Consider the following 25,817-nt stretch of genomic DNA (forward strand, 5'->3'; position numbering starts at 1 on the left):
GTTTAATAGTATGCATTATCCCTAGATCCCGTACCCCGAACTACTTATCATAATTCTTCATCACATACTCAAAGTAGTGAATCATTTTCTGGTAGTTTTCGATACTGAGATATTCATTGGTGCTGTGAATACTTTGCTGTTCTGCACTGTTGATCTTAATCGGCATGAATCTGTAAACATTTTTACTTACAATCTCATATTTTCCAGCATCAGTTCCTGCCATCGTAAGGTATGGAGTGACAATAGCTCCGGGATGTATTTCCTTGACTCCGGCTTCTATCATTTTAAAGGCTTTTGTATTGGTCGGAGAAATTGCAGAAGCTTCTCTTGTATTGTCAATTTCTTCTACCTCAACATCGAAACCTTCAGTTGCTTTAGCAATATGATCGCGTACATCCTTTACTGAATTTCCAGGAAGTAATCTGAAATTAACAACAAATTCTACTTCAGGAGAAAGCACATTGGTACCATCACTCCCTTTCATCATCGTCAGGGCAGTCGTTGTTCTTACCAATGCGTTGGTTGTATTATTTTTAGTAAGTTGTGAAATTAATACCGGTTTTAAAAGCCATTGATTAGCCAGTGCCATTCTTGTTGTAAAAGGCATTTCACCTCCTATATTATTAAAAAACTCTTTGATTAACGGGGTGATCACAGGTTTCATTTGGTTGTCTTCCAAACGCTGCATAATCACAGCTGCTTTTCCGATAGCACTTTCCATTGGAGGCATAGAAGAATGTCCACCCAATCCTTTTACTTTAATTTTTGCCGAAAGAAATCCTTTCTCAGCACAACCTACTACAGCAACATCAGTATCTATCCCTGCCACATTTCCTTTTCGCATAATCAATCCGCCTTCGTCATAAACGGCATCAAACTTCAATCCTTTTTTCTTAAAATAATCTGCAATCTGAATCGCTCCTTTTTGTCCGCCTACTTCTTCATCAAAACCAAAAGCAAGATAAATATCGCGTTGTGGAATGTGTTTGTTTTTAATCATAGAATTCATAGATTCCATTAAGGAAAATAGCATTCCTTTCATGTCTATTGCTCCTCTTCCATAGATCCTTCCATTCGCTACAGCTCCGGAAAAGGGAGCAAAATCCCAGTCTTCTGCTACTTTTGCAACAGGTTCTGCCGGTTTATCATCTGGACGGAATATATTTTCTTCATTATTTTTTATATCGGCATCTCCCGGAGGAACAACATCCATATGGGAAAGAAATAAGATGGGCTCCAAAGCAGGATTGCTTCCTTTAAGCCTGAACACCAATCCGTACTGATTCACCTCAACGTTTTCCGTATTCTGATATACTAATGGATACGAGGTTTTCAGGTAAGTTTTGAACTGATCAAACGGTGCATAATCGAATTCACCCAAACTTCCTGTAGAAACGGTGTGAACCTTTATTCCTCCCGACAACCTCATCACTGCAGAATCATTTTTAATGGGTTTCCATCCTTCGCCTGCTCCTGTATTATTTTTTTTAAACGGATAGGTATACGTTTTAATCAAGACAACAGCAGCCAGAATGACAATGATTCCCAGAAGGATTAAAAGAACTTTTTTCATAGCAGATAAGTTTTGCGAAGTGGTTTAATCCTATAAATATAGCAAAGTATTTATGGTTTAACAATTTAAAACTGGCTTTTTCAGTCTCAAAAACTATTGAATACTGTTTTGTCAAATTTTAAACTGATAAAAAGTACAATACACCTGTCCCCATTATGAAAATCAGATCGTCATAAGAACAAAAAAATAAAAGTATGAAGAATATTCTGCACATTATTTCCAGCGCAAGAGGAGAACTGTCTTATAGTAATAAATTGAGTTCTTTCATCTTAGAAAGACTTTTACAACAAGGTAATATCAACAACATTACAGTACGGGATCTGGTTAAAGACACTCCACCTCATGCAGATGAAGTGTCTATTCATGAGTTTTATAAGCATCCGGGATTATATGATGAACAAAGTAAACAGCTTCTTTCATATGCCAATACGATTGTGGATGAAGTGCACCAAGCAGATATTATTGTGATTGGAACTCCTGTGTTTAACCTGGGAATTTCCACTCCTTTAAAAGCATGGCTGGATCAGCTGATCCGGGCGGGAGTGACTTATATTTTTGATGAACAGTGGAATCGTGTTGGCCAGTTTAAGGGTAAAAAAGTATATCTCGCGGTTGCTTCCGGTGGCAGAAGTGCTGAGGGTGCTCCGGATTATATTTCTGCTTATATTAAAGACGTTTTTAGAAGTTATACGGGAATTACCGATGTGGAAACGTATCGTATTGAAGGGACTATGGAGAGTGGTTTTACAGCGGATTATGAAGGTATTCTGAAAGGTTTTTGATTCTAGCCACAAATGTCTTAAAAGAAGATTTTTTTAAACGCAAAGTTTTTTATTGTTAATACTGAATATAAGGGAGCGAAGAAGGAATCAACAAGTTGATTGGATGAAGCTTTGTGATTCCAGTAATGCTATTATTTTGTTTTTAACGCAAAGGCGCAAAGTTTTTTTATCCTGATGTATATTTTAAGGCGCAAGAAAATCAAAGATTTTCAGCAAGGACTTGATGATAAAATCTTGCGCCTAAAAATATTTTTTATCGAAATTGGTGTCTTTGTAATTTACAAATCACAAAAGAATAATCTGTGCTTAATTCAATATTTCGTTCATGTGGGTTAGAATGATAGGTTTTCCATCAGTGATTACAATGGTGTGTTCGTGTTGAGCCATATAACCGCCTTTATTTCCTACCATTGTCCATCCGTCTTTTAATTCTACAGCAAGATTGGAATCGGTGGAAATGAATGTTTCAATAGCCACCACAGAGTTTTTCTTGAATCTTCTGGAATCAAAACGGTTTTTGTAGTTCAGTAATTCATCGGGCTGTTCATGTAAACTTCTGCCTACTCCATGTCCGGCAAGATTTTTAATAACTTTAAGCCCTCTTTTCTTCGCCTCCGTTTCCATTAAATGCCCTATGTCCGCGATTTTCACTCCACCTTTTATATTGTCAATGGCTTTCTTTAAAATATCTTTGGAAGCTTCCACGAGTTTCTGATGCCCATGAATATCTTTTCCGATGACAAAAGAGCTACCGTTATCGGCCCAATATCCGTCCAGTTCGGCAGACACATCAATATTGATAAGATCACCTTCCTTCAAAATCCTCTGATCTGTCGGAATACCATGGCAGAATTCATTATCCACGCTGATGCAAGTCCAGCCTGGAAATCCATACGTCAGATAAGGCGCTGACTTTGCCCCAAAACCTTCCAGTATTTTGGCTCCGTATTCATCAAGATCTTTTGTGGTCATGCCTGGTTCAGCATACTCCATCATCTTTTTCAAAGTATAGGCAACTGCTTCACTTACTTTTTGCATACCGATCATCTGATCTTCGTTGGTGATTGACATAGTTTTGTTTTGATTGTTATTGAGAACTACAAAGTTAGGAAATTAAAATATTCTGATATGATTTGTTTTAATTCCTAAAATTCGTGCATTATCAGGTACTTTAATATCCTTCCACCCCCCTTCACCAACCTCCTCTACCCCCTTAAGTAAGGGGTATACCCAGTTATACAAGGGGCTAAAGGGTATTCATTAACGGTCTCCAGCCACTTTGATAAGTGGGTAAGGGGACTTATAGAACGGTATGGAGGCCGTCGCAGTCTGTTCCGAAAGGGCTCCAACCACTTTATAAAGGACCTGAAGGTACTTTCTAGGTGGTTGGAGGTTATTTATAAAGTGATTCACAGTATTTTGATAAGGATGTACAAAGGCCTTTATAAAACAAAACCACTGCAAAAGCAGTGGTTTTTTATTTTATCTACACAAAGTCATGGGCTTTGTGTAGCGGGTTTTATATTTGTGGACACGAGCGAGACGCTCGTGCCAGCGGGGGAATATTAGATAAGTATCATAAATAAGAAAAATCCCTAAGAACATCATTAAATTTTTTTCTTAATTGTTTAACTTCTATGACATTTTTTTTGAACTCACTTAGTTTACTAAAAGTACTAACCAGACTGAATAGCCCCTTTTTCTGTACTGGATAAAAATCTGTAAATCCAACAAGCTTCAAATCATCTATTTTTAGTTCTTCTATAGAAAATTTTACTATCTTTTTTTTAAATTTTAAAGTGTTAAAGAACAATAAATCATCATAATTTTTAACATTTTTTATTTGTGAATAGATTATTAATGTAGAATTAAACTTTTCTCCATCAGAGTCATTATTAAAATAAACAAGCCCAATATTATATTTTTTAGCTTTCTGATTATTACATATAATTTCATTAATCTTATTCTTACTTAATGTAATTGCTTTAGCTTGTTTAATTTCTTTATAATTATAATAAGAAGTTCTTCCCAGATACTTCCCTTTTCCATCTTTTTCAGAAATATAAAGGTCTGCTATCCCCAAGAAAATGTAATTTAAATATTCTTTATTAATGATTTTATCTACTAAAGCATTAACATCTTTCTTAAAATCTTTATAGTTACTTAATTTAAGCACATATGAAGATTGAACTGCTACATATTTGTTGCTTTCTTCTTTATAGAACATTAATGTAACACCAATATACTTGTTTTTCATTTTAAATTTTATCGTTGTTTCCAATTTGGATTTTGTCTCTTTTTCTCTCCTAAATCACCAGGTCTTCTTTTTTGATGTTTTGTTTTTTTTGCACCCGTTAATTTACCGTTTCCAGTTTGTTTATGCTGAACTTCTTGTTGTCTTGCAGAAGCTTTTCCTTTTTTTGTTTTAGCAAAATTATCCATCCATTTTTCTTGTGGAATTGACGCATCAAAAGGTTTCATAATACCACTATCATCTACGGGAACACCATTAATATCTGTTTCCTGTTCTAAATCTGGGAATATTTCAAATGTTTTAGGAGGTGTTTCTTCATTGATTTCTCCATATATGTTTCTATTTTTAATGGCATCTGTAGCTCTATCTGCAATATCCCAAGCTGCATAACTAACTAATGCATAATATGCTGCTTCAAGTAAATATGCTGCGATAGGTATTGCTGGCGCAAAAGCTTGATTCGTAAATGAAAGTCCAGCTATATTTGTCTTTAGTGGCTTCGATCCAGTAACCACAACTTCTTCAATTTGGGTTACTTTTGAAACGGCGTTCGTTTGACTGTCATAAAAATATTCATTCTTTTGATCATTAATGAATTGCTTAAATTCAGATTTATTTGGGCAAGTGGGACATGTTGCTAATTCTCCCGTCATACCTGTAGGATCATTAAACCTAATTGGGTTATTCCAAACATAACTATAAGCTTCATGAGTGTATTGGCTTCTTGGATCAATTACCCCCCATCTACCAATATCCGCCATATACATTCTCGCATTATAATCATACATCCCAGTCTCCTGAAGTTCCTTGCCGTTGTACTTATAATTCTTATAACTTCCCGGTCCATAGAATGCGTTTCCAGTCTTCAGATGATTCATCCCAAATGGATAATAATCATTAGCATCTGTGATTTCAAGAGCGCCTGCGCTGTTTCTAGCGAAACTTATCCTTGCATTTCCAAGATGATCCTCATACTGGTAAATATACTGATCTTTTCCGTAATCATAAAATCCTTCTGCTGTAGGAAAAAACATAAGCTGAGGAGTCTTAACTGTAGTTATTCCTAAAGGAGTATTTAATTGCTGGCTATCTGTGGTGACAATCCCACTTCCTATACTGTAAGCCTGTTGTTCATGAGCATATTTCAACTTTTCTGAGATCATACGAAGTCCTTCAATACCACCTCCACCGTTGTTATCAGATTCACTACGATAGTATTGAAATCCATCGAGATAATCTGTGATTTGCGTTACAGTATAACAGTTGATAATTCCACATTCAAACATAGGAAGCTTTTTCTGAACCTTAATACCATCCGCCCTGTACAGATAATTATGCATCCCCGAAAGTCCCATATTCCCATATTCTATTTTATTGGGAAGGTTCAGATAGTTGTAGGTGATTTTGGTGATGTTTTTATCTAGCATCTGCCACATGTTTCCATTAAGGTCATATTGGATAGTACCACCTCCGCCTTCGTATCCTGATGGATTATTTTTGTGGTCTTTAATGACAGATACCTGATTGGTCAGATTATTTCCGTAAATATATTCCAATTCATCAATGACAGTAGCAGTTGTATTACTTCCTTCTAAAGCAGCAGTACGGTAAAGGCTTTTTATATTCCCATTCAGGTCATACACTAAGGATTCTGTATGTTCTTTGCTGTAAGGGTTCACAGGATTTTGATAATACCCTGCTGTAAGTCTGTTCAACGCATCATAGGCATAACCGTATCTCTTAGGTTGTATAGGAGGATTGGCTCCTATAGATTCTACGGCTCTCCAGTCTACTTCTGCTATATTACCATTGTATTTCGCCTTTACATTTTTCCCGGAAAATAATGCCGGATCAGGATTCTCTATTCCATTCATCTGATTGTATTTGATTTCGTAGGAAAATAGCTTTCCTCCTAAATCAGAAACTATCATCTGGCCTTTATTAATATGAGTCAGCCAGCCTCTGATATTATAATTATAATCAATACTTTGAAGATTATTGCCTACTTTTTTATTCGTAAGCTGTGAGATCTCGTTATAGCTGTTTTGTGTCAGGATTTGTTCCGGTTTATCATCTACCTGATGCTTATGAACCAGTAATCTGTTCTGATTATCATAGTCAAAACGTTCTGTGATGGTAACTCCAGGCTCATTCGCTAATCTCTTATGAAGAGTAATCGTTTTCTTTGGTATTCCGGTAAAATCCAACTCGGATTCTGTTCTGGTATAACCTCCTAAATGATTGATGGAATGAGTTCCAATAACCCTCCCCTTTTGATCGTAATAAGTATAGTTCTTTGTCCAGTTATCTTCTTCAATATTTTTTACAAAACTCATCACAGGTAAGCCTTTGGTACTTCTACCGTCAGGGGTAGGGGCTTCCGTTAAGACGGTCATATCAGGTGTATTCGCTGGTAGTACAGGATTAAAACTATATGCAGGATAGGTATCATAATAATTAACGCTTAAGATCTGAGTAACACTGGTAGGAGTTGAAAGCTTAGTATAATATACCGGCATGCCATTTAAGGTCAGCCCCGCTGTAGCAGTCCTGGTTTCATATAAATTCGCATTGGCATTAACACTGTTTTGCATTGATGCCCTGCTGGCAGTATTATTTGTGATCCCAGTGTAAACAGTTCTTCCAAACTGGTCATATTTGGTAAAAAGCCATTGCCCTTTTCCTTTAAGCACTGTATCCTGGGTCAGGATAAGCTGATCCGCTTTATTATACACCATGTATTCCGTGCCTTTACCAGGAAGCTTCTTTTCTACTAAACGGTTTCTTCCATCATATTTATACTGATAACATAAATCATTAAGGACAGTATTGGGATCTGCCTGTACAGAAGCTATAGGAGGAATTACATAAGCCAGTTGGTTATAATTATTGTAAACATAATATGTATCTGCATTTTCTGTAGCACTTATTACTTTTCTTACTAATACAACCTGACCCTGTCCGTTTTTAAACTCAATGGTTGGGTTACCGTCTTCATCGGTAACCGTATTTTTATATAACTGACCCGTTCCGTAGAAACCTGATAAGGTTAGTTGAGATTCAAAAGTGGTATAGCTAAAAGTGGCTGTATATTTTTTAACTTCGCCATCTGCATTGGCAGCATATTCAAATTTTACCGGCTTTGTACTCCATGCTGTACCCACCTGGGTCTGCTGCTGAATCCTGTCTAATGGTGAGTTTTCCAGAATTTTTTCTGAATAGATTTTCTCTGAACCATAGAGGGCTGGCTGAGTGGCATTGCTTAATGGGGAAGTATAAATTACACCATTCTGCGTACCCTGTTGTGGAACAGGAAGATAGTCTTTCACCTGTCTCCCGAACTGGTCGTATTCTATATGGGTAACAACATCACTTCCCAATGGGGAAGATTTTATACCTACAATCTGTTTAGGCCTTCCCAGCCCATCAAAATACTGAACGGTTTCTGAAGATTTTGTGGGTGAAGTGCCATTATAGTCCAGATAAGTTTTAGTCTGAATATAATTTTCAGTATTAGGAAGTGAGGAAAGCTGGCCATATGTTAAGTTGGATAACAGCAATACTACTATTGGAATTATAATTTTTTTCATCAGTTTTAGTTTTTGTAATTGTATTTTATTTCCTTCAAAACTTTTCCGTCTACATTAATCACTTTTTCAAGCCTGCCTGCAACATCATAGATATAGTTTTCTCTGATTCCTGATGGTGGAGTGATACTTCGTACACCAATTAACGAATCATAGGTATAAGTGGTTATCTGATAGTTTGGCAAACTATTTCTGAATGCATTCAATACAGATAAAAGTGAAGTTTCATCATTATTAGCTGCTGCAGAAGCATCAGTATTGGAAGCTGCCACAATCGAATCAATTAAGGACTGTTGAATATCTGTTAATTTCGAACCTTCTATTTTAGCAATAGGCTGAGTTAGATTATACCCCCAGATAATTACTGTCGAAACTCCATTTTTATTGGTGAATTGTTGCAAATTTCCTTTAGAGTCATATTTATCGTAAGTAACTTCTGTAATTGCTGAAGTAGGGGTTTGAAGATCATAAGATAATACAGAAGTAGGTAAAACCAATCCTGATGTTTTTGTATTGGCTTCAGATTGATTTAATGGATAAATCGTTTCTGATCTTGACAGTGTTTTAGTAGTTGTTCCTATAGTTTGCGTGGTAATTGTTTCCAATGGAATACCTACCATATTTTTGTCAATCATCAACTGGTTACTTTTTTCATGAGCGTAATTATAAGTAGACTCATATGTGGCCAAGTCAGAAGATATTTCTTTAGATTTGGTCAGCATATTATGACTAGGATTGTCATAATAATAATTGACTTCAGTTTTTAAAAAAGTATTATTAAAATACTTTTTGGTTACATTAGAAGTTATAAAGTTACTGTAATAATAATTCCTTAAAGGGTTCAGCCATGCCGTTGATATATTCATTGAAACATGATACTTATCTAGCCTCGACGGGTCTTCATTATATAAATAGGTCTGTTCTTCCAGAAGTTTTCCTGATTCATCTTTAATAAGTCTTTTAGAGAGTTTATCTCTTTCAATACTTCTGTTTGCAGGCATGAATAAAAGATTCTTAACAGCTGGCATTGGGCTGTAATTACCTGCTGTAAGCAGTACTGAACTATCAAAATAAACATCCGGCCTATCTATATAACTTGTAAAATAATCTGTAGTACTACCATTACCTGAGAGTTTTTCAATGACTTTTGAATAAGTGATAACGGCTCCTTCCGTTAAACTTCTTGAGTAACCTGAAGCAGTCTGAATATATTTTGCACCATCAACGGTATAAGGCATACAATGAAGAAAACCGCCTCCTCCGGAACAGAGTGAACCGTCATACTGGTAATTATATGTAAAAAAATATCTTGGCCACTCCGTAAGGATACCTGAGGGCTGATCAATATCATTGGTGTATATAAATTCCCTGATATTTTGATTCGCATTAAGATCGTAGTCATAAATTTTCTTCAATCTTGTCCCCCCAGCGACACCGTTTACTGAATAAAGCTTAGGTAGAAAACTATTATCTGATCTTCTTTCTAATCTAAAGCTATAGGTATGTGGTTCGTAATCAAAGACAGAACTTCCCTTAGTAGGATATTTGACACTTTGCAGGGCATACATCTTTGAATAGGAAAAATTAGGCTCCCTTACATCTGAAGTATACTGATAATCTCCATTACTTGAATAATTAACCGCAGGAAAGATAACAGGTATACCAGCATCGTTAGACGTTTTTCCATTATAATACCCCCAGTAATCAACAGCAAAAGTGATAGGACTTGGTGTATAAGCAGCACTACTGTTATCATACGAAAATTCATAGGGCTCTTTTCCTGTTTCTTTTACAGTTTTAAGGAATATTCTTGGAAATTGGGTGTTGTATACTTCATATCCGAAATCTATTGTATTGATCAGATTAGTTTGATTATATAACTGTATTTTATCCAGTTTCTTTTGAAGTACTTTTCCAAACTGGCTACCAGTAATGGCTACATTTTTATAAAGATTATCCTGATTAGAGTAAGAGAACATGATTTTATAATCCTTATACTCAATATTTGAGAGGTAAGCTTTCTTTACTAAGTTATAAACTTGCTTAAAATTGCTATCACCTATAGTATGAAGATCTAAAAACTTTTTCAAATCACTATATTGTGCCAGATTGCCATGCCAAAACATATTGTCATTCATAATACAAAAACTACTATGAATATTATAGGGAGCAATATTATCTTCCTGGTAATTATATTTTAAAACATCCCCATTCTGATATTCTGTTTTATATTGGTACCAGCTGCTGATTACAGGAGTTTGGGCATTACTCCCTGTTGCATTTCCTCCTAAAAAAACATTATATTCTAAATTTTTACTTTGTTTTCCGAAATAGTATTTATTTCCTACCTCATCCGTTATAATGATTTCGGATTCATTTAACGGACTACAGACACTGGTATAGGGTTGAGAGTTCATTCCTGAAAGGTCTACTTTCAGTTTATGAGATTCATTGGTTACTACTTCTACTTTTCCATCAGGAGCTATAAAAAAACTCCCTGAAATACCATTAAAATTAAATGAATATTTATCTGATGTTGTTTCATACCGAGTGGGGTTAGCATTGGGATAGCCATTTAACCTTACCTCAAAGAACTCATCAGATTGGTTGTCTATTGCTACAAATAATTTACTGGGATTAAGTGTTAATAAATCATTATCTGTAGGAAGTGCAGAAGTATTGGAGCCGAACTGTCTTATTCCCACTAAGTATCCATGCTCATAATTACCATTATAGCCGTTAAGTGTTTCAGGTGAACCTATTTGGTCATCGGCTGCACCTACTACGCTTCTTGTAATAACTCCTCCCGACATCAAATTCCAGTTAAAGCCTACAATACCTGATTTTTTATCAGGGATAAAACCCGAAGCATTATAACTTAATCCTAACCCTATCTTATCTCCGTTTTGAGTAGGAATAGATAATAAAGGAATGGTTAAATCAAGTTCTCCAATGTTCTTTTTAATAGGGATATTACCATATCGTATAAAATCTGTGGCCTGAGGACTTTTCGTATTTTTATTAAATGGATTGGTAAGGTCTTTGGCAGATTGAGCATTGCCTAAAATACCAGACAATGTAATTGCTAATAATATGATCTTCTTCATTATTTCTTGATTAATTTGGCATTCGCCGTTTTATTGTTATCTGTTTTTATAGTCACCAGATAAGCTCCCTGCACCAAAGCCTGAGTATTAATCTTAGTCACTCTGTTCTTTGTTTTTATACTTTGAAGCTGCTTTCCACTCATATCATACAACAGAATATCAGCATCTTTAAAATCAAAGCCAATTTCTATATAAGCATAATCAGAAACAGGGTTTGGATAGATTTTGATGTCGTATTTTTCTATTAACTGATCAACCTGCTTGTCTCCCAGCTTTACGATCTTCCAGTTTTCTTTACCCAACTCTTCTGCACTGGTTCCGGCTAGAACAATTGAACCATCTCTGTTCAGTTTTAAATCTGAAAGTCTCTCTTCCTTCTTTCTGGATTCTCCTTTTACGTGTTTTCTCCACTGTTCATTGCCATTCTGATCAAGATAGAGCATCCAGAAGGTTTCATCATCAGTTTGTATTCTTCCTTCAGCCTGAGTATAACCACCTAATAGAATTCCTTTGGAAGATTTGTCATCTGCGGAATGAATTACACTCATTCCCATTAGGATATCTCTGTTTTTGAAATTGTAGGATTTCTGCCACTGCTCGTCTCCTCTTTCATTTAAAGAAATCAGCCACAGGTCTGTTCCTTCTTCAATTCCAACCGTTTTGTTTCCTGATCTTTCTGATCTGGATTCTCCACCAATGATGAATCCATTTGAAGTTAATGCAAGAGTTCTGATATGATCATCTCCTTTTCCTCCAAAGTTCTTTTCCCATTCTACTTTTCCATTTTTGTCTAACTTGACAATCCAGTAGTCGCCTTCACCAAAATTGTCGCTTTGCTTTGAGGTTGCAGAGAGCAGGTTTTGGGTTACAGGTCTGTCAGACGGAAGGTTAGTATTGATCGTTGATTGCTGATGAGTTGTTTTAACAGCTCCGCTTCTGGAATAAATTCCCAGTAAGGCTCCACCATCTTTCGTTGGAATCATCTTCTCCACTTCGTCTAAACCTTTTCCGCCTAAAATTAATTGGGAGAGTTCTTTTCCATCTTTATCCAATTTCGTGATCCAGACATCTTTTGAACCATATCCTTTTGAAGAATTCTGTACGTTACCAGCGACAAAGAATCCTAGATCTATCGTTTGAATAACCGCTCTTGCTTCTTCGTCTGAAGAACTTCCCAAGGTTTTCTGCCATAATTCATCACCAAATTCATTGATTCTGATCAGCCAGATATCTGAGCCTCCTTTGGAATCCTCTTTTTTATCCAATCCTTTTCCGGAATAAGAGGTTCCGGCTAATAAAAATCCTCCATCCTGCGTGGTGACAGTAGCTGATAAGTAATCATGATTTTGTCCTGAGAAGTATTTCTCCCAGACTTCATTTCCCTGCTGATTTAGTTTTACAAGATGGAAATCATAACCGTTGTTTTGCTTTTGGCTATTGGCAGCTTGCGACTGGCTTTTAGATTGTATAGAGCTTCCTGTAATCAGATATTGCTGATCGATTGTTGTAGTGACCTGGCTAAGAAAATCCTGGGTAGAGGATTTGATATCTTTCTGCCATACCACTTCTTGGGCAGAAATGCCCAAGACTGTGCATAAAGTACATGCACCGATAGAGAATTTTTTCATTCCAATGTTGTTTTCTGAGTTAGTAATTAGTTTATTGAAAACTGTGCGAATTTAACACTTTTTAAGACATAAAAATCACAAAGTTGCGATTTAACATAAATCTTACTATTTATTATTAAATTATTATGATAAATATCTTTATGTGTCTTATCCTGATGCAAAATTATCTCTGGACAACGACAAAACTTGTCGCATTACAAACAAAAAAGGGCCAACTCAAAAAGAATTGACCCAAAACATTAACTGTTTATAGAATTATGATGTTTTATTTCCAGCCGCCACCTAAACTTTTATAGATATCGACTACTGTACTGAGCTGTTTTTGTTTTGCCTCTATAAGCTCCATTTTAGCATCCAGTGCATCTCGTTGGTTCAAAAGAACTTCAAGATAGTCTGCTCTGGAGTTACGAAACAATTGATTGGCAATATCAATAGACTGATCCAGGGCTTTGGTTTCCTGTGATTTCAATTGATAATACTGATCTATATTTTTAACCTTCGACATGAGATTGGCAACATCCAGATAAGCATTTAGAATAGTTTTATCATATTCGTACAATGCCTGAACCTGTTTTGCATCTGCTGTCTGAAAATTCGCTTTTATGGCACTTTTGTTAATAAGCGGTCCTGCTAATTCACCTGCCAGATTATAAGCAATGGATTCAGGCAATTTAACAAGATATGAAGGTTTGAAAGCCTCCAGTCCTAATGTTGCAGAAATTTCCAAAGAAGGATAAAACTCTTTTCTTGCCGCTTCTACATCCAACTTTGAAGCTTTTAATTCCAGTTCTGCCTGCTTGATATCAGGACGGTTTGCCAGTAGCTGTGATGGAATTCCGGTATACACTGTCGGAGGAATCGTAGACATAAAGTTTTCCTTAGTTCTCACAATCGGCTGTGGATATCTTCCTAACAGCGCATTGATTCCGTTTTCCTTCTCAGTAATTTGCTGACGGATTGTATATTCTGCAGCCTTAGATTTCGCCAATTCTGCTTCAAATTTCTTTACAGCCAGCTCCGTTGCAGCCGCAGCTTCTTTCTGAATTTTAGAAATTTCCAACGCTCTTTGCTGAAGCTTGATATACTGCTGTATAATGTCTAATTGATTATCAAGTGCCAGCAATTCATAATAATTATCCGCTACTTCTTCAATAAGATTAGACAGTACAAAATTTTTACCTTCTACTGTAGAAAGATAATGGGCTACCGCAGATTCTTTTTCGGTTCTGAGCTTTTTCCAGATATCAATTTCCCAGCTTGCATTTAACCCTGCTTCAAAATTTCCAAGTGGATCCGGCATTTCTTTTCCGGGTTCTATTTCTGTAGTGGCATCACCCGCCCCTTCACTGGTATAACGCCCAGCTTTTTTCAGTCCAGCTCCTATTCCTGCTGAAACTGTAGGAGTCAATCTTCCTTTTTTAGCTAAAACACCACTTTTAGCAATTTCAATCTCCTGAAGAGTGATTAATAGTTCCTGATTATTTTTTAAAGCTGTTTCAATCAGGGTTACTAGGTTTGGATCTGTAAAAAACTGTCTCCATGGGGTTGTTCCGCTATTATTGTTAGCATCCTGCTGTTCTTCCTGATTAAAGTTCTGAGGAATATTTTCTTTTACCTCGTCTTTTATGACCGTCGCCATGGGTGCCTTACAACTTGCAAGTACAAGAGATAAGGCAATGGCTGTGATTATATTTTTAGTCTTCGAATTTTCCATCATGTTCATAAGGTTCAGTTTGTTCTGTTAAAGGATTCTCTTCTTCATATTTTGCCAGTCTGGACTTGTCTGCAATGGTTCCGAAGATGTAATATAATCCTGGGATAATCATCAATCCGAAAATAGTTCCAATCAACATCCCGCCTGCTGCTGCAGTACCAATTGTCCTGTTACCAATCGCTCCCGGTCCTGTTGCAACTACAAGAGGAATCAGTCCAGCAACGAATGCAAAAGATGTCATTAGAATCGGACGGAAACGAATGGCCGCTCCTTCAATAGCTGCTTTTGCTACAGGAATTCCTTCTTCTGCTTTCTTCTGTACCGCAAACTCGACAATTAACACCGCATTTTTACCTAAAAGTCCGATAAGCATGACCATGGCCACCTGTGCATAAATGTTATTCTCCAATCCTAAAAGTTTTAAGCATAAAAACGCTCCGAAAATACCTACCGGAAGGGATAAAATCACCGGAAGCGGAAGAATGAAACTTTCATATTGTGCTGAAAGGATCAGATAAACGAATCCTAAACATACCAGGAAGATAAATACCGCTTCATTTCCACGGCTTACTTCATCTTTTGAAATACCCGCCCAGTCTATACCAAAACCTCTTGGAAGTGTTTTATCTGCAACTTCCTGAATAGCCTTAATCGCCTGTCCACTACTATATCCAGGTGCTGGAGTTCCACTCACCTCTGCAGAGTTATACATATTATGTCTTGTAATCTCAGACAGTCCATATACTTTTTCCAATCTCATAAAGTCTGAGTAAGGAACCATCTGATCTTTATCATTTTTAACATACAGCTTCAACAGATCCGTTGGTAAGGCACGGTATTGAGGACCCGCCTGAACAATTACCTTATACGGTCTATCAAAACGGATGAAACTCGTCTCGTAGTTGGACCCAATCAATGTTGATAAGTTATCCATTGCTTTTTCAATGGTTACTCCTTTTTGTTCTGCAAGATCATTATCAATCTTAAGCATATATTGTGGGAAACTCGCAGAATAGAACGTAAATGCCGATCCAAGTTCCGGCCGCTTCTTGAGCTCCTTTACAAAGTCATTACTCACCTGCTCCATTTTATGATAATCTCCACTTCCTGCTTTATCCAGCAAACGAAGTTCAAAACCTCCTGCTGCTCCATATCCGGGAACGGAAGGCGGCTGGAAGAATTCTATATTGGCACCCGGAATATTTTTGGCTTTTTCTTCCAGTTTTTCTATAATCTCCGTGGCAGATTCTTTACGTTCTTCCCAGCTTTTAAGGTTGATCAGACAGGTTCCAGAGTTGGATCCGGTACCTTCTGTCAAAATCTCATATCCTGCCAGGGATGAAACAGACTGCACGCCGTCAATATCTTCAGATTCCCTCAAAAGTTCTTTAGCAATCTGGTTCGTTCTTTCTAATGTAGATCCCGGAGGAGTCTGAATAATAGCATAGATCATTCCCTGATCTTCTGCCGGAATAAATCCTGTAGGCAAAGAGTTACTCAAGAAGAATGTACAGGCACAGAATGCTAACAGTAACGGCAATGTTATTGTTTTCTTCGTCACTGTTTTATTCAGCATCTTCTCATATTTCCCAGCTCCTTTTGTAAAGATATTATTGAATTTATCTAGGAAAATGGTAATCGGAGTTTTCTTTTTAGCCTTTCCGTGGTTATTTTTTAGGATCAACGCACACAATGCCGGTGTTAAAGTAAGTGCTACAACCCCAGACAAGATAATGGATGAAGCCATTGTAATAGAAAACTGACGGTAAAATACCCCCACCGGACCGGACATAAATGCAATCGGAATAAATACGGATGCCATTACCAATGTAATTGCGATAATTGCTCCACTGATCTCATGCATCGCCTCTTCTGTCGCTTTCAATGGAGAGAGATGTTTTTCTTCCATCTTGGCGTGAACGGCTTCAATTACAACAATCGCGTCATCTACTACAACCCCGATCGCCATTACCAAGGCAAATAAGGAAATCATATTCAGGGTAATCCCAAAGGCTGACATCACTGCAAATGTTCCTACCAATGAAACCGGAACAGCTAAAGCAGGAATCAAGGTTGAGCGCCAGTCACCAAGGAATAAGAATACTACAATAGCAACTAAAATAAAGGCTTCAAACAAAGTATGGATTACTTTTTCCATGGATGCATCCAGGAATCTGGAAACGTCATAACTGATGTCATAATGCATTCCTTTAGGGAAGTTATTTTTTTCAAGATCCCTCATCAATGCTTTTACGTTTTTGATAACGTCACTTGCATTGGATCCGTAGGATTGTTTTACCGTAATTGCTGCAGAAGGTTTTCCATTCAATGTGGAATAAATATCATACATGGAACTTCCAAATTCTATATCTGCAACATCTTTCAGTCTTACAGATTCTCCATCCGGTTTTGCTTTTAAGATAATGTTTCCATAATCTTTTTCGTTATTGAAACGACCCGAATATTTTAATATATATTCAAATGACTGAGAGCGTTTACCGGAACTTTCTCCCGTTTTACCCGGAGAAGCTTCCAAACTCTGCTCATTCAGAGATTCCATTACTTCATCAGCTGAAATATTATAAGCTGTTAGCCTATCAGGTTTAAGCCAGATACGCATTGCATATTCGCGGGTTCCCAGGATATCGGCAAAACCAACACCGCTTACCCTTCTCAATTCAGACATTACGTTGATATCTGCATAGTTGAAAAGGAATTTCTGGTCAGCTTTAGGATCATCACTGTACAAGTTAATATACATCAACATGTTAGGTTCTTCACGCGTGATCTTCACCCCTTCACGTACTACGAGAGGCGGCAATTTGTTCACTACTGAGGATACACGGTTCTGAACGTTTACTGCAGCTACATTGGGATCTGTCCCCAGATCAAATACAATCTGAATGGAAGCCTCTCCATCATTTCCGGCATCCGAGGTCATATATTTCATACCAGGAACACCATTTAACCCTCTTTCTAAAGGGATAACTACGGATTTAATCAACAATTCGTTGTTAGCTCCGGGGTATTCTGCGGTAATATTTACTTTAGGCGGAGAAATGGAAGGGAACTGAGTCACAGGAAGTTTTACCAGTGACAAAATCCCTAAAAATACAATAATCAATGAGATTACTATAGACAGAACTGGTCTGCGAATGAATTTCTTAAACATACTACTTCATTTTAGAGGCCACTACTCTGCTTTTAATTTCAACGATTGAAGAACTTTCTTAGGATCCTGGAATTTGGTTTTCACCTTTTGATCATCCTTCACTTTCTGAACTCCTTCCAAAAGAATCTGATCTCCTTTTGATAGTCCTGAACCTATGATATAAAGATCAGGAAGTTCATAAGCTACTTTAATGTTTCGGGATTTTGCCACTCCGTTTTTGTCAATGACAAATACATATTTCTGATCCTGAATTTCATAGGTCGCTTTCTGTGGGATAATCAAACCGTTATGAACAGGCATTGTCATCTGTATTTTTCCGGTTTCTCCATTTCTTAAAAGCTTATCAGGATTAGGAAATTTCGCACGGAAAGCAATGTTTCCTGTCTCATGATCAAATTCGCCTTCAATAGTTTGAATTTCACCTTTCTGCGAATAGGTTTCTCCGTTTGCTGTGATCAGAGATACCTGATTACTGCCTCTGTCTGCTATATGTGTCTGATAACTTAAATACTCAGGTTCAGAAACATTGAAATATGTATAGATACTTGTATTGTCTGACAATGAAGTCAACAAATCACCTTCATCTATAAGACTTCCAAGTTTCAAAGGAATTCTGTTGATAATACCGGAGAATGGTGCTTTGATATCCGTAAATGAAAGATGGATCTGAGCCAGTTTCATTTCGGCATTGGCAGCATCCAGCTTGGCTTTTGCCATTGCTTTTTCATTTTTAGAAACAATATTGTTTCCTGCTAATGTACTTGCATTTTTCAGTTCAATAGAAGCCTGTTCTACCTCTGCTTTTGCTTTTAATAATTCTGCCTGGTAAAGTTTAGGCATGATTCGGAACAATGTCTGCCCTGCCTGCACATACTGTCCTTCATCCACAAAGATTTTTTCCAGGAAACCTTTTTCCTGAGCTCTTACTTCAATGTTTTTTACGGATTGAATCTGGGCTACGTATTCTTTATTGATTACAGTATCCATTACCACTGGCGATGTCACCGGATATACGGCAACTTCTTCTTTTTCTTCTTTTTTCTTATTACAACCAACTGCCAACAAAAGGGCACTCAGTGCAATTCCCGAAGCAACTCTCTTTATCATAATTCTAGAGTTTATATAAATCGTTAATGTTTTGATAGAAATAAAAAAGGTAATATAAGGGGGACGATGTGATGATTACCAACATACACAACGCAAAGTATTTCTACCCGAAATCAGGCAGAAAAGGAATAGATTGAGAAAATTTTAAATTCTAATAGAACGGATAAGAATAAATCTTTTGGCGGTAAGACCAAACACAAAGCCATGAATATCCGGTCTAAACCGTTTATAGCTTTTTAATCCAAAAATATAGACCAGGCTGAAAACTCCTGCAAAAACAACAATAGCCTGCCATACGTCAGAAAACTGGAAATCATTCTCAGCAAGTTCTAAAGTGGAATTGTCTACGGTATCGGCCATTTGCTGAACAGAAAGTTTTTCAAAAGTCTGATTCAGACGGTTGGCTCTTTTCGGCATATGATGAGAAACATGACCGGAATAGTCATTTCGAAGCATTTTAACGTTGAGTCTGCTTTCTACTACAAAGAGCAGAAAAAGACCGGTTAAAAAGTATACTATAAAGTTTCTCATTTTGAAGTGGCAAATGTACACCCAGATTATGATATTATCATCATGGATTAACAAAATTTAACTATCCTTTAAATTACCTGAATTTAAAAATATGATAAATATTAAATATTTTCTTTATTCAAGGGCAATTCTAGCAATTCTGACATCTCATCTGTGCAAGTTTCAATTTTCAAAAATCAAGCCATTTTTTTTGAATTAAGGAAATTTTAATTTTTAAGTTGTTCCTTTTTTGAACATTTTAATGGCCTGGAACTCTATTTTTGAAATTTTTCGTGATCAAACCTAAACTTTGTCATGATTTCCGATTATTAACATTAACTTATTGTTACTCTCTTCTTTTTGAATTATTTTTGCCGAAAATTTACACAACAAATGAAAAATGAAAAAAAATTACACTATATTATTGAAAACAAGTCCGTTAAAATTCCTGAATTAACAACGATTATCCACAATTTTCTACAATAACTATTGCTTTCTGTTTTGTGAATAATGTTTCAAAAAACAGTGAGTTAAAATTGGATAAATTTAAAATTACTGTTACTTTATGTAAAATTAACATATATTTATTAAAAATATTTGTAAATTTATATAGTATTAATATCACAATTCATGAAACACTTTAAAATCACTTATCACTATGAAAAATTTATTAACACCAATCCTTCTCGGATTGACCATTCTTTCCCTAACAGCGTGTAAACATCCCGGAAAAGAAGCTGAAACCATTACCGCTGCTGCACCCGAAAATACAGACGAGATTTTCAAAGATGTGTATGTTGACAGCTATGGAGAAAAGATAGAAGTAACGATCAACAACACTAAAAATACCGCAACAATCCATTTAAACGGTAAAACTTTTGACCTTAAAAAAAGTGATGCTTTACCTGAGTATACAGCCTCCAATGAAGAGTATCAATATTCTGATATTAAAGGAAATATAACGTTCCTTAAAAAGAATGTAGATATGGTTCTCTTCCATCTTAAACAGGCGAAAAAAGAGTCTGGCCCGGCAAAGATGGCATCGTATTAGCATAAGGAATAGCATTCATCTAAAAAAATAAGCATTATGAAAAGTTTATATTATTATTTATCGGCCCTTGTTATTGCAACATTTCTAGTGGTTTCATGTAAAACACAAAACGCACAAAAAGCGACCACGGATATCACAGGAAAAACTTGGAAACTTACAGAGCTTAACGGGAAACCGATTGATCTTAAAAACCCTAAAAATAATCCTCATTTCAAACTTAATATGGATGGAATGAGATACGAAGGTCATGCCGGATGTAATGGATTTGGAGGAACTTTCGAGATTAAACCTGAAATTATGAGAATAAAATTCAATCAGGGAATGTCTACGATGATGGCTTGTGAAGATCTGGATATTGAAAACCAGTTTACAAAAGCAGTCCTTGCAGCAGATAACTATTCTGTAAATGGAAATACACTTACTTTAAACAAGGCAAGAATGGCTCCTTTAGCTAAATTTGTTCTTCAGTAATTGTATCTTTTATCATAAAAAATATAAAGACACCTTGTTGATAAGGTGTCTTTTTCATTTATATAATCTACTCTTTTTTGTTGTATAATATATAGCAGATCAGAAGGCTTATATTCACCACAACAGCAAATGAATTTGATAAAATAATAGGCAGCTCATCTTTTGCAAAACCATACCATACCCATAGCGACAGTCCTGAGATAAGGACTAACAGCATAAGCAGGGAAATATCTTCTACATTCTTCTCCCGGATCACCTTTACAAGCTGCGGAATTATCGAAACGGAAGTAAGAAAACCGGCAATGACACCTAATACATTTATGTCCATAAGCTTTGCAGTTTTAAATATCTACACTAAGATATGCTATTGAAATCTGTTTGATGAAACTTCTTCATGTAATGGAATCCCCTCTTCAATAAAACGAAACAAATCCCTTGAAAAATAGCATCCATTCAGAATACCACGGGCACCCATTCCGTTAAAAACATATAAATTATTCAATGTTTCATGCCTTCCGATGATTGGTCTTCTGTCTTTTACAGTAGGACGGAAGCCAAAATGTACTTCTTCAACTTCAAAGTCATAAGAATAAAACTCAGAAAGGCCATTGACCAATTGAGTAACTGCTGAATCATCAATGTGATGATGAAGCTGATCTCTGTCGTAGGTTCCACCATAAAAATAAAGTCCGTTTCCTGTTGGAAATAAGAAATGCTTCTTTTTAATGGTTATGTTTTCCGGAATCGGTTGAGACAGTTTCACTTTTATATGATGACCTTTATTAGGTACCACTGCTATTTCTGAAAAGTATGGATTATCTTTCACTCCCATTCCTTCGCAGAAAATAATATTTTTGAAAGAAATATCTTTATAAACGGATTCAGAAGGGTTCAATTGGGTATAATCGAATCTCTCTTTTACCAACTGAGCATTTTTTTCAAAATAACTGAATAAACCACTGAAAAATCCATTAACATTGAGTCTGGCAGACTGATTCACCTTTCCAGTCTTAAATTCGTTTTTTACCTCATTTAAACGATCAAAATTTTTATCAAGAAAAGCCGATAATTCTTCATTTCCTGATTTTTTTAACCAAAGGTTCTGTTCATTCTCATCATGAAAAATTCTATGAATGGGCGCATTGATCAGATAATTTTCTCCGGTATAAGATTCTATTTCTTTCAGACTGTCTTTAAGAAAGTCTATTTGCTCCTGTGCTTTCCAGAATGTGGTAAACTTTTTAAGAACAACAGGATTGATAATTCCTGCTGAAATCTGTGAAGCACTTTTCCTTCCTTCAGAAAAGATCACAAAGGACTTGTTATTTTTAATTAGCTGGTGAGCCAGGAAGAGCCCTGCATAGCCGTCTCCTACAATAATATAATCTACATTTTTCATATGAGAAATTTCATTTGTTTAAAGGTCATATGTAATCGCCTATTTCATTGATTATTGATCGGCAATAAACAAAGGACGATTTCATAATAAAAAAAACCTGAGTAAAAATACTCAGGTTTTCTATAAATATCAAGTGAAATCTAGTAATTCCACATATCATTTTCCATGTCAAGAATCTGTGACTTGATTCTATCACTTTCTTCAAGCTGTTCATCAGCGTTTTTAGGAATATAGTCCTTAATAGTACCATCTCCTAAGCCGCTTGAAGACTTGTAGATAATAGAAGAGAATCTTCTTGCATTGATAACATCATCAAAAGATAAGTCAGCAGAAGAATTTTTTCTATTGAAAACATAATTGTTTGCTAAAATATCACGAGCACTTGGATAATAGATCCAGAATAGGTCGATCAATTCATCAGCACCAGCTAAAGGCTGACCGTCAGGACCAATTCTTCCAACAGATGTAGGATCTGGTCCCATAGCTGCGATACCTAGAGGTCTGTATTTCATTTGACCATCTCTCTTATCGATAAACCACATACCCATCACCTTAAGAACTTTTACTTTATCAGTTGTAGTTCTGATGATATCTGTTAATCTTTTTTTCTCGTCCTCTGTAAGTGTTCTTCCAGAGTTAAGAATATCAATAGCTTCTTCGTCAAGTCTTATACTTTCCAATCTTTTCTGAATTGCTTCAGGTGAAAGTCTTGTCACAAAGTTTTCGTCATCATAAACTTCCTTAATGTCACCTTTAAGAGCTCCATCAAGTAATAATTGATACAAAGATCTTGTAGAGCTTGAAAGAAGACCATCCGGATTGTCATAATAGAATGGCTGGTTGATCTTATCATTCATATCAATGATTTCCCAAACAAACATACTTTTGTAAATATCTTTGTCATCAACGAAACCATATTCAAGAGGCTTTACTTTATTGCTGATAACAGTATCCCCTGCTTTTCTCATTGATTCAGATCTCATTTGTCTGAATTCTTCGGGAGAAGCAGCATTCAGAATAGTTTGGGAAAACGCGAATCCCGAAACTAAAACTAAAAGGGTGCTAATATATTTTTTCATAATATGATTTTACAAATTAACCTTATTGTACATTAATAATTACAGGTGAAATTTCCTTAAGTCTTTGGTTACCCAATCCTGTAGCCGTAGCCTGAATATCATAAATCTGAACTACATCACCAGGTCTAAGGTTTCTAAGCATACCTTCTGCTCCTGATAGTGAACTACCTTGAATCAGAGTACCTGCTTTTCCTGGAAGCTTGATAATGAAGCTATTTACAGTAAACGAAACAGGGAAGTCAAAGTCAGGTAAAGTAGCTGCTACAATCTGGTTAGGTATAGAACCTGCCGGCATAAAGTTTACAGCCTTACCTCTGATCTGACCCTGAGGTCTAGGAATATTCTTAATTCTGTATTCAAATACCTGAGAAACTGTTTTACCATATGGATCTGTTCCTGATAATGTTAACTTCACTACATTTCCTGTAGTAGGAGTTACATCCCATTTACCTGGTCCTTTACCTTTTACAGTAGCTCCTGCAGCAGATAATGAAAGTTTAGAATTGTCAGCACCTAAGATTGATCCTGAAACAGGATTCTCAAGTCCTCTATACATTACATTCATTTTATCAGCAGAAAGCAATAATCCTTTTTCAAGTTTTACTTCTCTAGGTCCTGCGATTACATTATAAGTATGTGTCCAAGGGAAACTTTGTGGTTTACCTGTAGCATCTGTCAATGTAATTGTACCTCCTAATTTATGTTCACCAATTCCAGAACCTGAAATTTGCGTAATCCCTTTACCATTTTCAACTCTGCTTACACCAGAGATGCTGATTTTATTACTGTTAGAATAAGTTCCTAACATTACTTTTACTTCAGCCTGTTTTCCTGCCTGGATATCAACCGGACCAGAAACAATAGGTTCATAGCTTGAGAATTTAATATTCGCATCTACTTTTTCCTGAAGTAATAGTGCCAATGCATCAGACTGAACGTTTCTGGCATCATTTTGGATAATCTCCAAGTTAGATATTGCAGCAATTAGCGGCTGATGATAAAATTTATTCTGGAACCAAGTCTTTTCATTTGGAGATGTTCCTTTAGGATACTCCGCAATAAGAGACTTGTTAGCTCTTGCCACTAAATCCTGTAACTGGCCATTGCTTCCAAAAGTAGTATTGATGTAGTTTCTTACATCATCAATTTTAGCTTTCAGATCTAATGCATTCTTTGATGGAGTATTTTCATCTCCTTCTTTGAAGAAATATTCAGTAGTTGCTTCGTTGTTGTTAAGTGCAGCAAAGTTTTCACTTACATCAATATCTTTTCCGTCTTTATCTTTATCATGAAACTCAGATTGTTTTTTCAACAGATCTTTGATATCCTGAGAAGATTTCACCAACGCATCAATTTTGGTTTTCAATACTTTGTACTGAGCCCAAGGCTGTGCGTAAGTATCCGGAACTTGCTGAGCCTTAGCCTCTAGTGTTCTTTCAAATATCTTCTCGTTCTTTTTTTCTGTTAAAGTTCTGGTTTCATTCAATGCTCTGGTAGAGTCATAGTATGATCTGATGATTTCTGCATCAATATTTAGGGCCATCATCGCGATGAACACCAAATACATCAGGTTGATCATCTTCTGACGAGGGGTCTGTTTTCCTTGTGCCATTCTCTTTTCTTTGTTTTTTAATTAAGTAGTTAAATTTAGAAATGGTTAGGAATTAAGACTTCATAGCAGTTAACATACCACCATAAACTCTATTTAAATTATTAAGATTAGAAGTTAAACCTTGTAGCTCCTGATTGAATTTTTCAGATTGTTCTGCAGATTTCTGCATATCTGCTACATATTTGTTAGCAAATTCTGATTGTTTTTTACCGCTTTCCAATTGCATTGCATAAAGAGCGTTCATGCTTTCCATATGCTGAGCAGCTTTATTTAATTGGTCATTATATTTATGAGTAGAAGCAGATACGTCAACCGTTTGATTGATCTGATCAACAGAGTTTGAAAATTTATCAATTCCTGTTCTTAATCTTTCAAATAATTGAACATCTAATCTAGCGTCCTCAAGCATTTTATCCAATTTGGTAGAAAGAGAGTTTTCTAATTCAGCAAATTGAGCTGCAGCATTGTTATTTCTAGAAGATACATTAGAGTGTAATGGATTTGGGTTAGCATGCTTATCTAATAATTCAGGATAAACATTTTCCCAAGCATAAGACTCTTCAGATTTTGGAGGGTCAAATGCAAAAATAATAAAGATAATTGCCTCAGTAATAAGTCCCACCGTAAGAGCGATGTTACCGTTAATTGGCCCCAAGGTAATGTGAGTAATTTTAAGCCAAGCTCCAAGAATTACAATTGCAGCACCGAATGAATAAAAGAAATTCATCCAAGCATCTTTAGTCTTAAACATATTGAGTTAGTTTTTTTAAT

General features: G+C 36.1%; 18 protein-coding genes. 3 read left to right on the forward strand and 15 right to left on the reverse strand.

Going from position 1 to position 25,817, the window contains the following annotated elements:
* Positions 1-40 precede the first annotated feature (40 nt).
* Entirely contained in the window at positions 41-1,573 is a 1,533-nt protein-coding gene (locus tag AC57AW_RS02520; protein WP_496350718.1) for a M20/M25/M40 family metallo-hydrolase, read from the reverse strand.
* A 194-nt stretch (positions 1,574-1,767) separates the two neighbouring features.
* Here AC57AW_RS02520 and AC57AW_RS02525 point away from each other — a divergent pair, with 194 nt between their 5' ends.
* Positions 1,768-2,355, forward strand: coding sequence for an FMN-dependent NADH-azoreductase (locus tag AC57AW_RS02525; RefSeq protein ID WP_496350719.1), 588 nt, complete (start codon positions 1,768-1,770; stop codon positions 2,353-2,355).
* Positions 2,356-2,661: 306 nt separating this feature from the next.
* Here the strand turns inward: AC57AW_RS02525 and map are convergent, their stop codons facing one another.
* From map to AC57AW_RS02570, 9 genes are all read right to left on the reverse strand, one after another.
* Positions 2,662-3,426: a type I methionyl aminopeptidase gene (gene map / locus AC57AW_RS02530; protein WP_496350720.1), complete on the reverse strand. Its 765-nt coding sequence runs from the start codon at positions 3,424-3,426 to the stop codon at positions 2,662-2,664.
* 505 nt (positions 3,427-3,931) lie between these two features.
* Entirely contained in the window at positions 3,932-4,612 is a 681-nt protein-coding gene (locus AC57AW_RS02535; protein WP_496350721.1) for a hypothetical protein, read from the reverse strand.
* Positions 4,613-4,620: 8 nt separating this feature from the next.
* Positions 4,621-8,199 (reverse strand): DUF6443 domain-containing protein, encoded by a 3,579-nt coding sequence (locus tag AC57AW_RS02540; RefSeq protein ID WP_496350722.1) that lies wholly within the window; start codon positions 8,197-8,199, stop codon positions 4,621-4,623.
* A gap of 5 nt (positions 8,200-8,204) precedes the next feature.
* Positions 8,205-11,303, reverse strand: a complete 3,099-nt coding sequence (locus tag AC57AW_RS02545) for an RHS repeat domain-containing protein (RefSeq protein ID WP_496350723.1) — start codon at positions 11,301-11,303, stop codon at positions 8,205-8,207.
* A complete protein-coding gene (locus AC57AW_RS02550) occupies positions 11,303-12,931 on the reverse strand; it encodes a T9SS type A sorting domain-containing protein (protein ID WP_496350724.1) in 1,629 nt (542 codons plus the stop codon). The genes AC57AW_RS02545 and AC57AW_RS02550 overlap by 1 nt, the downstream gene beginning before the upstream one ends.
* Positions 12,932-13,196: 265 nt before the next feature.
* Positions 13,197-14,654, reverse strand: coding sequence for a TolC family protein (locus AC57AW_RS02555; protein WP_496350725.1), 1,458 nt, complete (start codon positions 14,652-14,654; stop codon positions 13,197-13,199).
* A complete protein-coding gene (locus AC57AW_RS02560) occupies positions 14,626-17,817 on the reverse strand; it encodes an efflux RND transporter permease subunit (RefSeq protein ID WP_496350726.1) in 3,192 nt (1,063 codons plus the stop codon). The genes AC57AW_RS02555 and AC57AW_RS02560 overlap by 29 nt, the downstream gene beginning before the upstream one ends.
* Positions 17,818-17,838: 21 nt before the next feature.
* Positions 17,839-18,921: an efflux RND transporter periplasmic adaptor subunit gene (locus AC57AW_RS02565; protein WP_413228614.1), complete on the reverse strand. Its 1,083-nt coding sequence runs from the start codon at positions 18,919-18,921 to the stop codon at positions 17,839-17,841.
* Positions 18,922-19,068: 147 nt separating this feature from the next.
* Positions 19,069-19,455: a hypothetical protein gene (locus AC57AW_RS02570; RefSeq protein WP_496350727.1), complete on the reverse strand. Its 387-nt coding sequence runs from the start codon at positions 19,453-19,455 to the stop codon at positions 19,069-19,071.
* Positions 19,456-20,092: 637 nt separating this feature from the next.
* On the opposite strand from AC57AW_RS02570, the gene AC57AW_RS02575 reads away from it, so the two are divergent.
* Positions 20,093-20,485, forward strand: a complete 393-nt coding sequence (locus tag AC57AW_RS02575; RefSeq protein WP_047424214.1) for a multicopper oxidase domain-containing protein — start codon at positions 20,093-20,095, stop codon at positions 20,483-20,485.
* A gap of 36 nt (positions 20,486-20,521) precedes the next feature.
* Positions 20,522-20,956 carry an META domain-containing protein gene (locus AC57AW_RS02580; protein WP_223601153.1) on the forward strand — a complete coding sequence of 145 codons (435 nt, stop codon included), beginning with the start codon at positions 20,522-20,524 and terminating at the stop codon, positions 20,954-20,956.
* A 67-nt stretch (positions 20,957-21,023) separates the two neighbouring features.
* Here AC57AW_RS02580 and AC57AW_RS02585 read toward each other — a convergent pair whose 3' ends face one another.
* The 5 genes from AC57AW_RS02585 to porL all read right to left on the reverse strand — a co-directional run bounded on the left by AC57AW_RS02585 (position 21,024) and on the right by porL (position 25,797).
* Positions 21,024-21,284 carry a SemiSWEET transporter gene (locus AC57AW_RS02585; RefSeq protein WP_496350728.1) on the reverse strand — a complete coding sequence of 87 codons (261 nt, stop codon included), beginning with the start codon at positions 21,282-21,284 and terminating at the stop codon, positions 21,024-21,026.
* Positions 21,285-21,320: 36 nt separating this feature from the next.
* Positions 21,321-22,355 (reverse strand): NAD(P)/FAD-dependent oxidoreductase, encoded by a 1,035-nt coding sequence (locus AC57AW_RS02590; protein WP_496350729.1) that lies wholly within the window; start codon positions 22,353-22,355, stop codon positions 21,321-21,323.
* A gap of 140 nt (positions 22,356-22,495) precedes the next feature.
* Positions 22,496-23,434, reverse strand: a complete 939-nt coding sequence (gene porN / locus AC57AW_RS02595) for a type IX secretion system ring subunit PorN/GldN (RefSeq protein ID WP_318848707.1) — start codon at positions 23,432-23,434, stop codon at positions 22,496-22,498.
* Positions 23,435-23,456: 22 nt separating this feature from the next.
* Positions 23,457-25,046, reverse strand: coding sequence for a type IX secretion system motor protein PorM/GldM (gene porM / locus AC57AW_RS02600; RefSeq protein ID WP_318848706.1), 1,590 nt, complete (start codon positions 25,044-25,046; stop codon positions 23,457-23,459).
* 52 nt (positions 25,047-25,098) lie between these two features.
* Positions 25,099-25,797: a type IX secretion system motor protein PorL/GldL gene (porL, locus tag AC57AW_RS02605; RefSeq protein ID WP_047377858.1), complete on the reverse strand. Its 699-nt coding sequence runs from the start codon at positions 25,795-25,797 to the stop codon at positions 25,099-25,101.
* Positions 25,798-25,817: the final 20 nt, after the last annotated feature.

It is taken from the genome of Chryseobacterium sp. BGA-UO-ETr-SB22 (assembly GCF_059567885.1).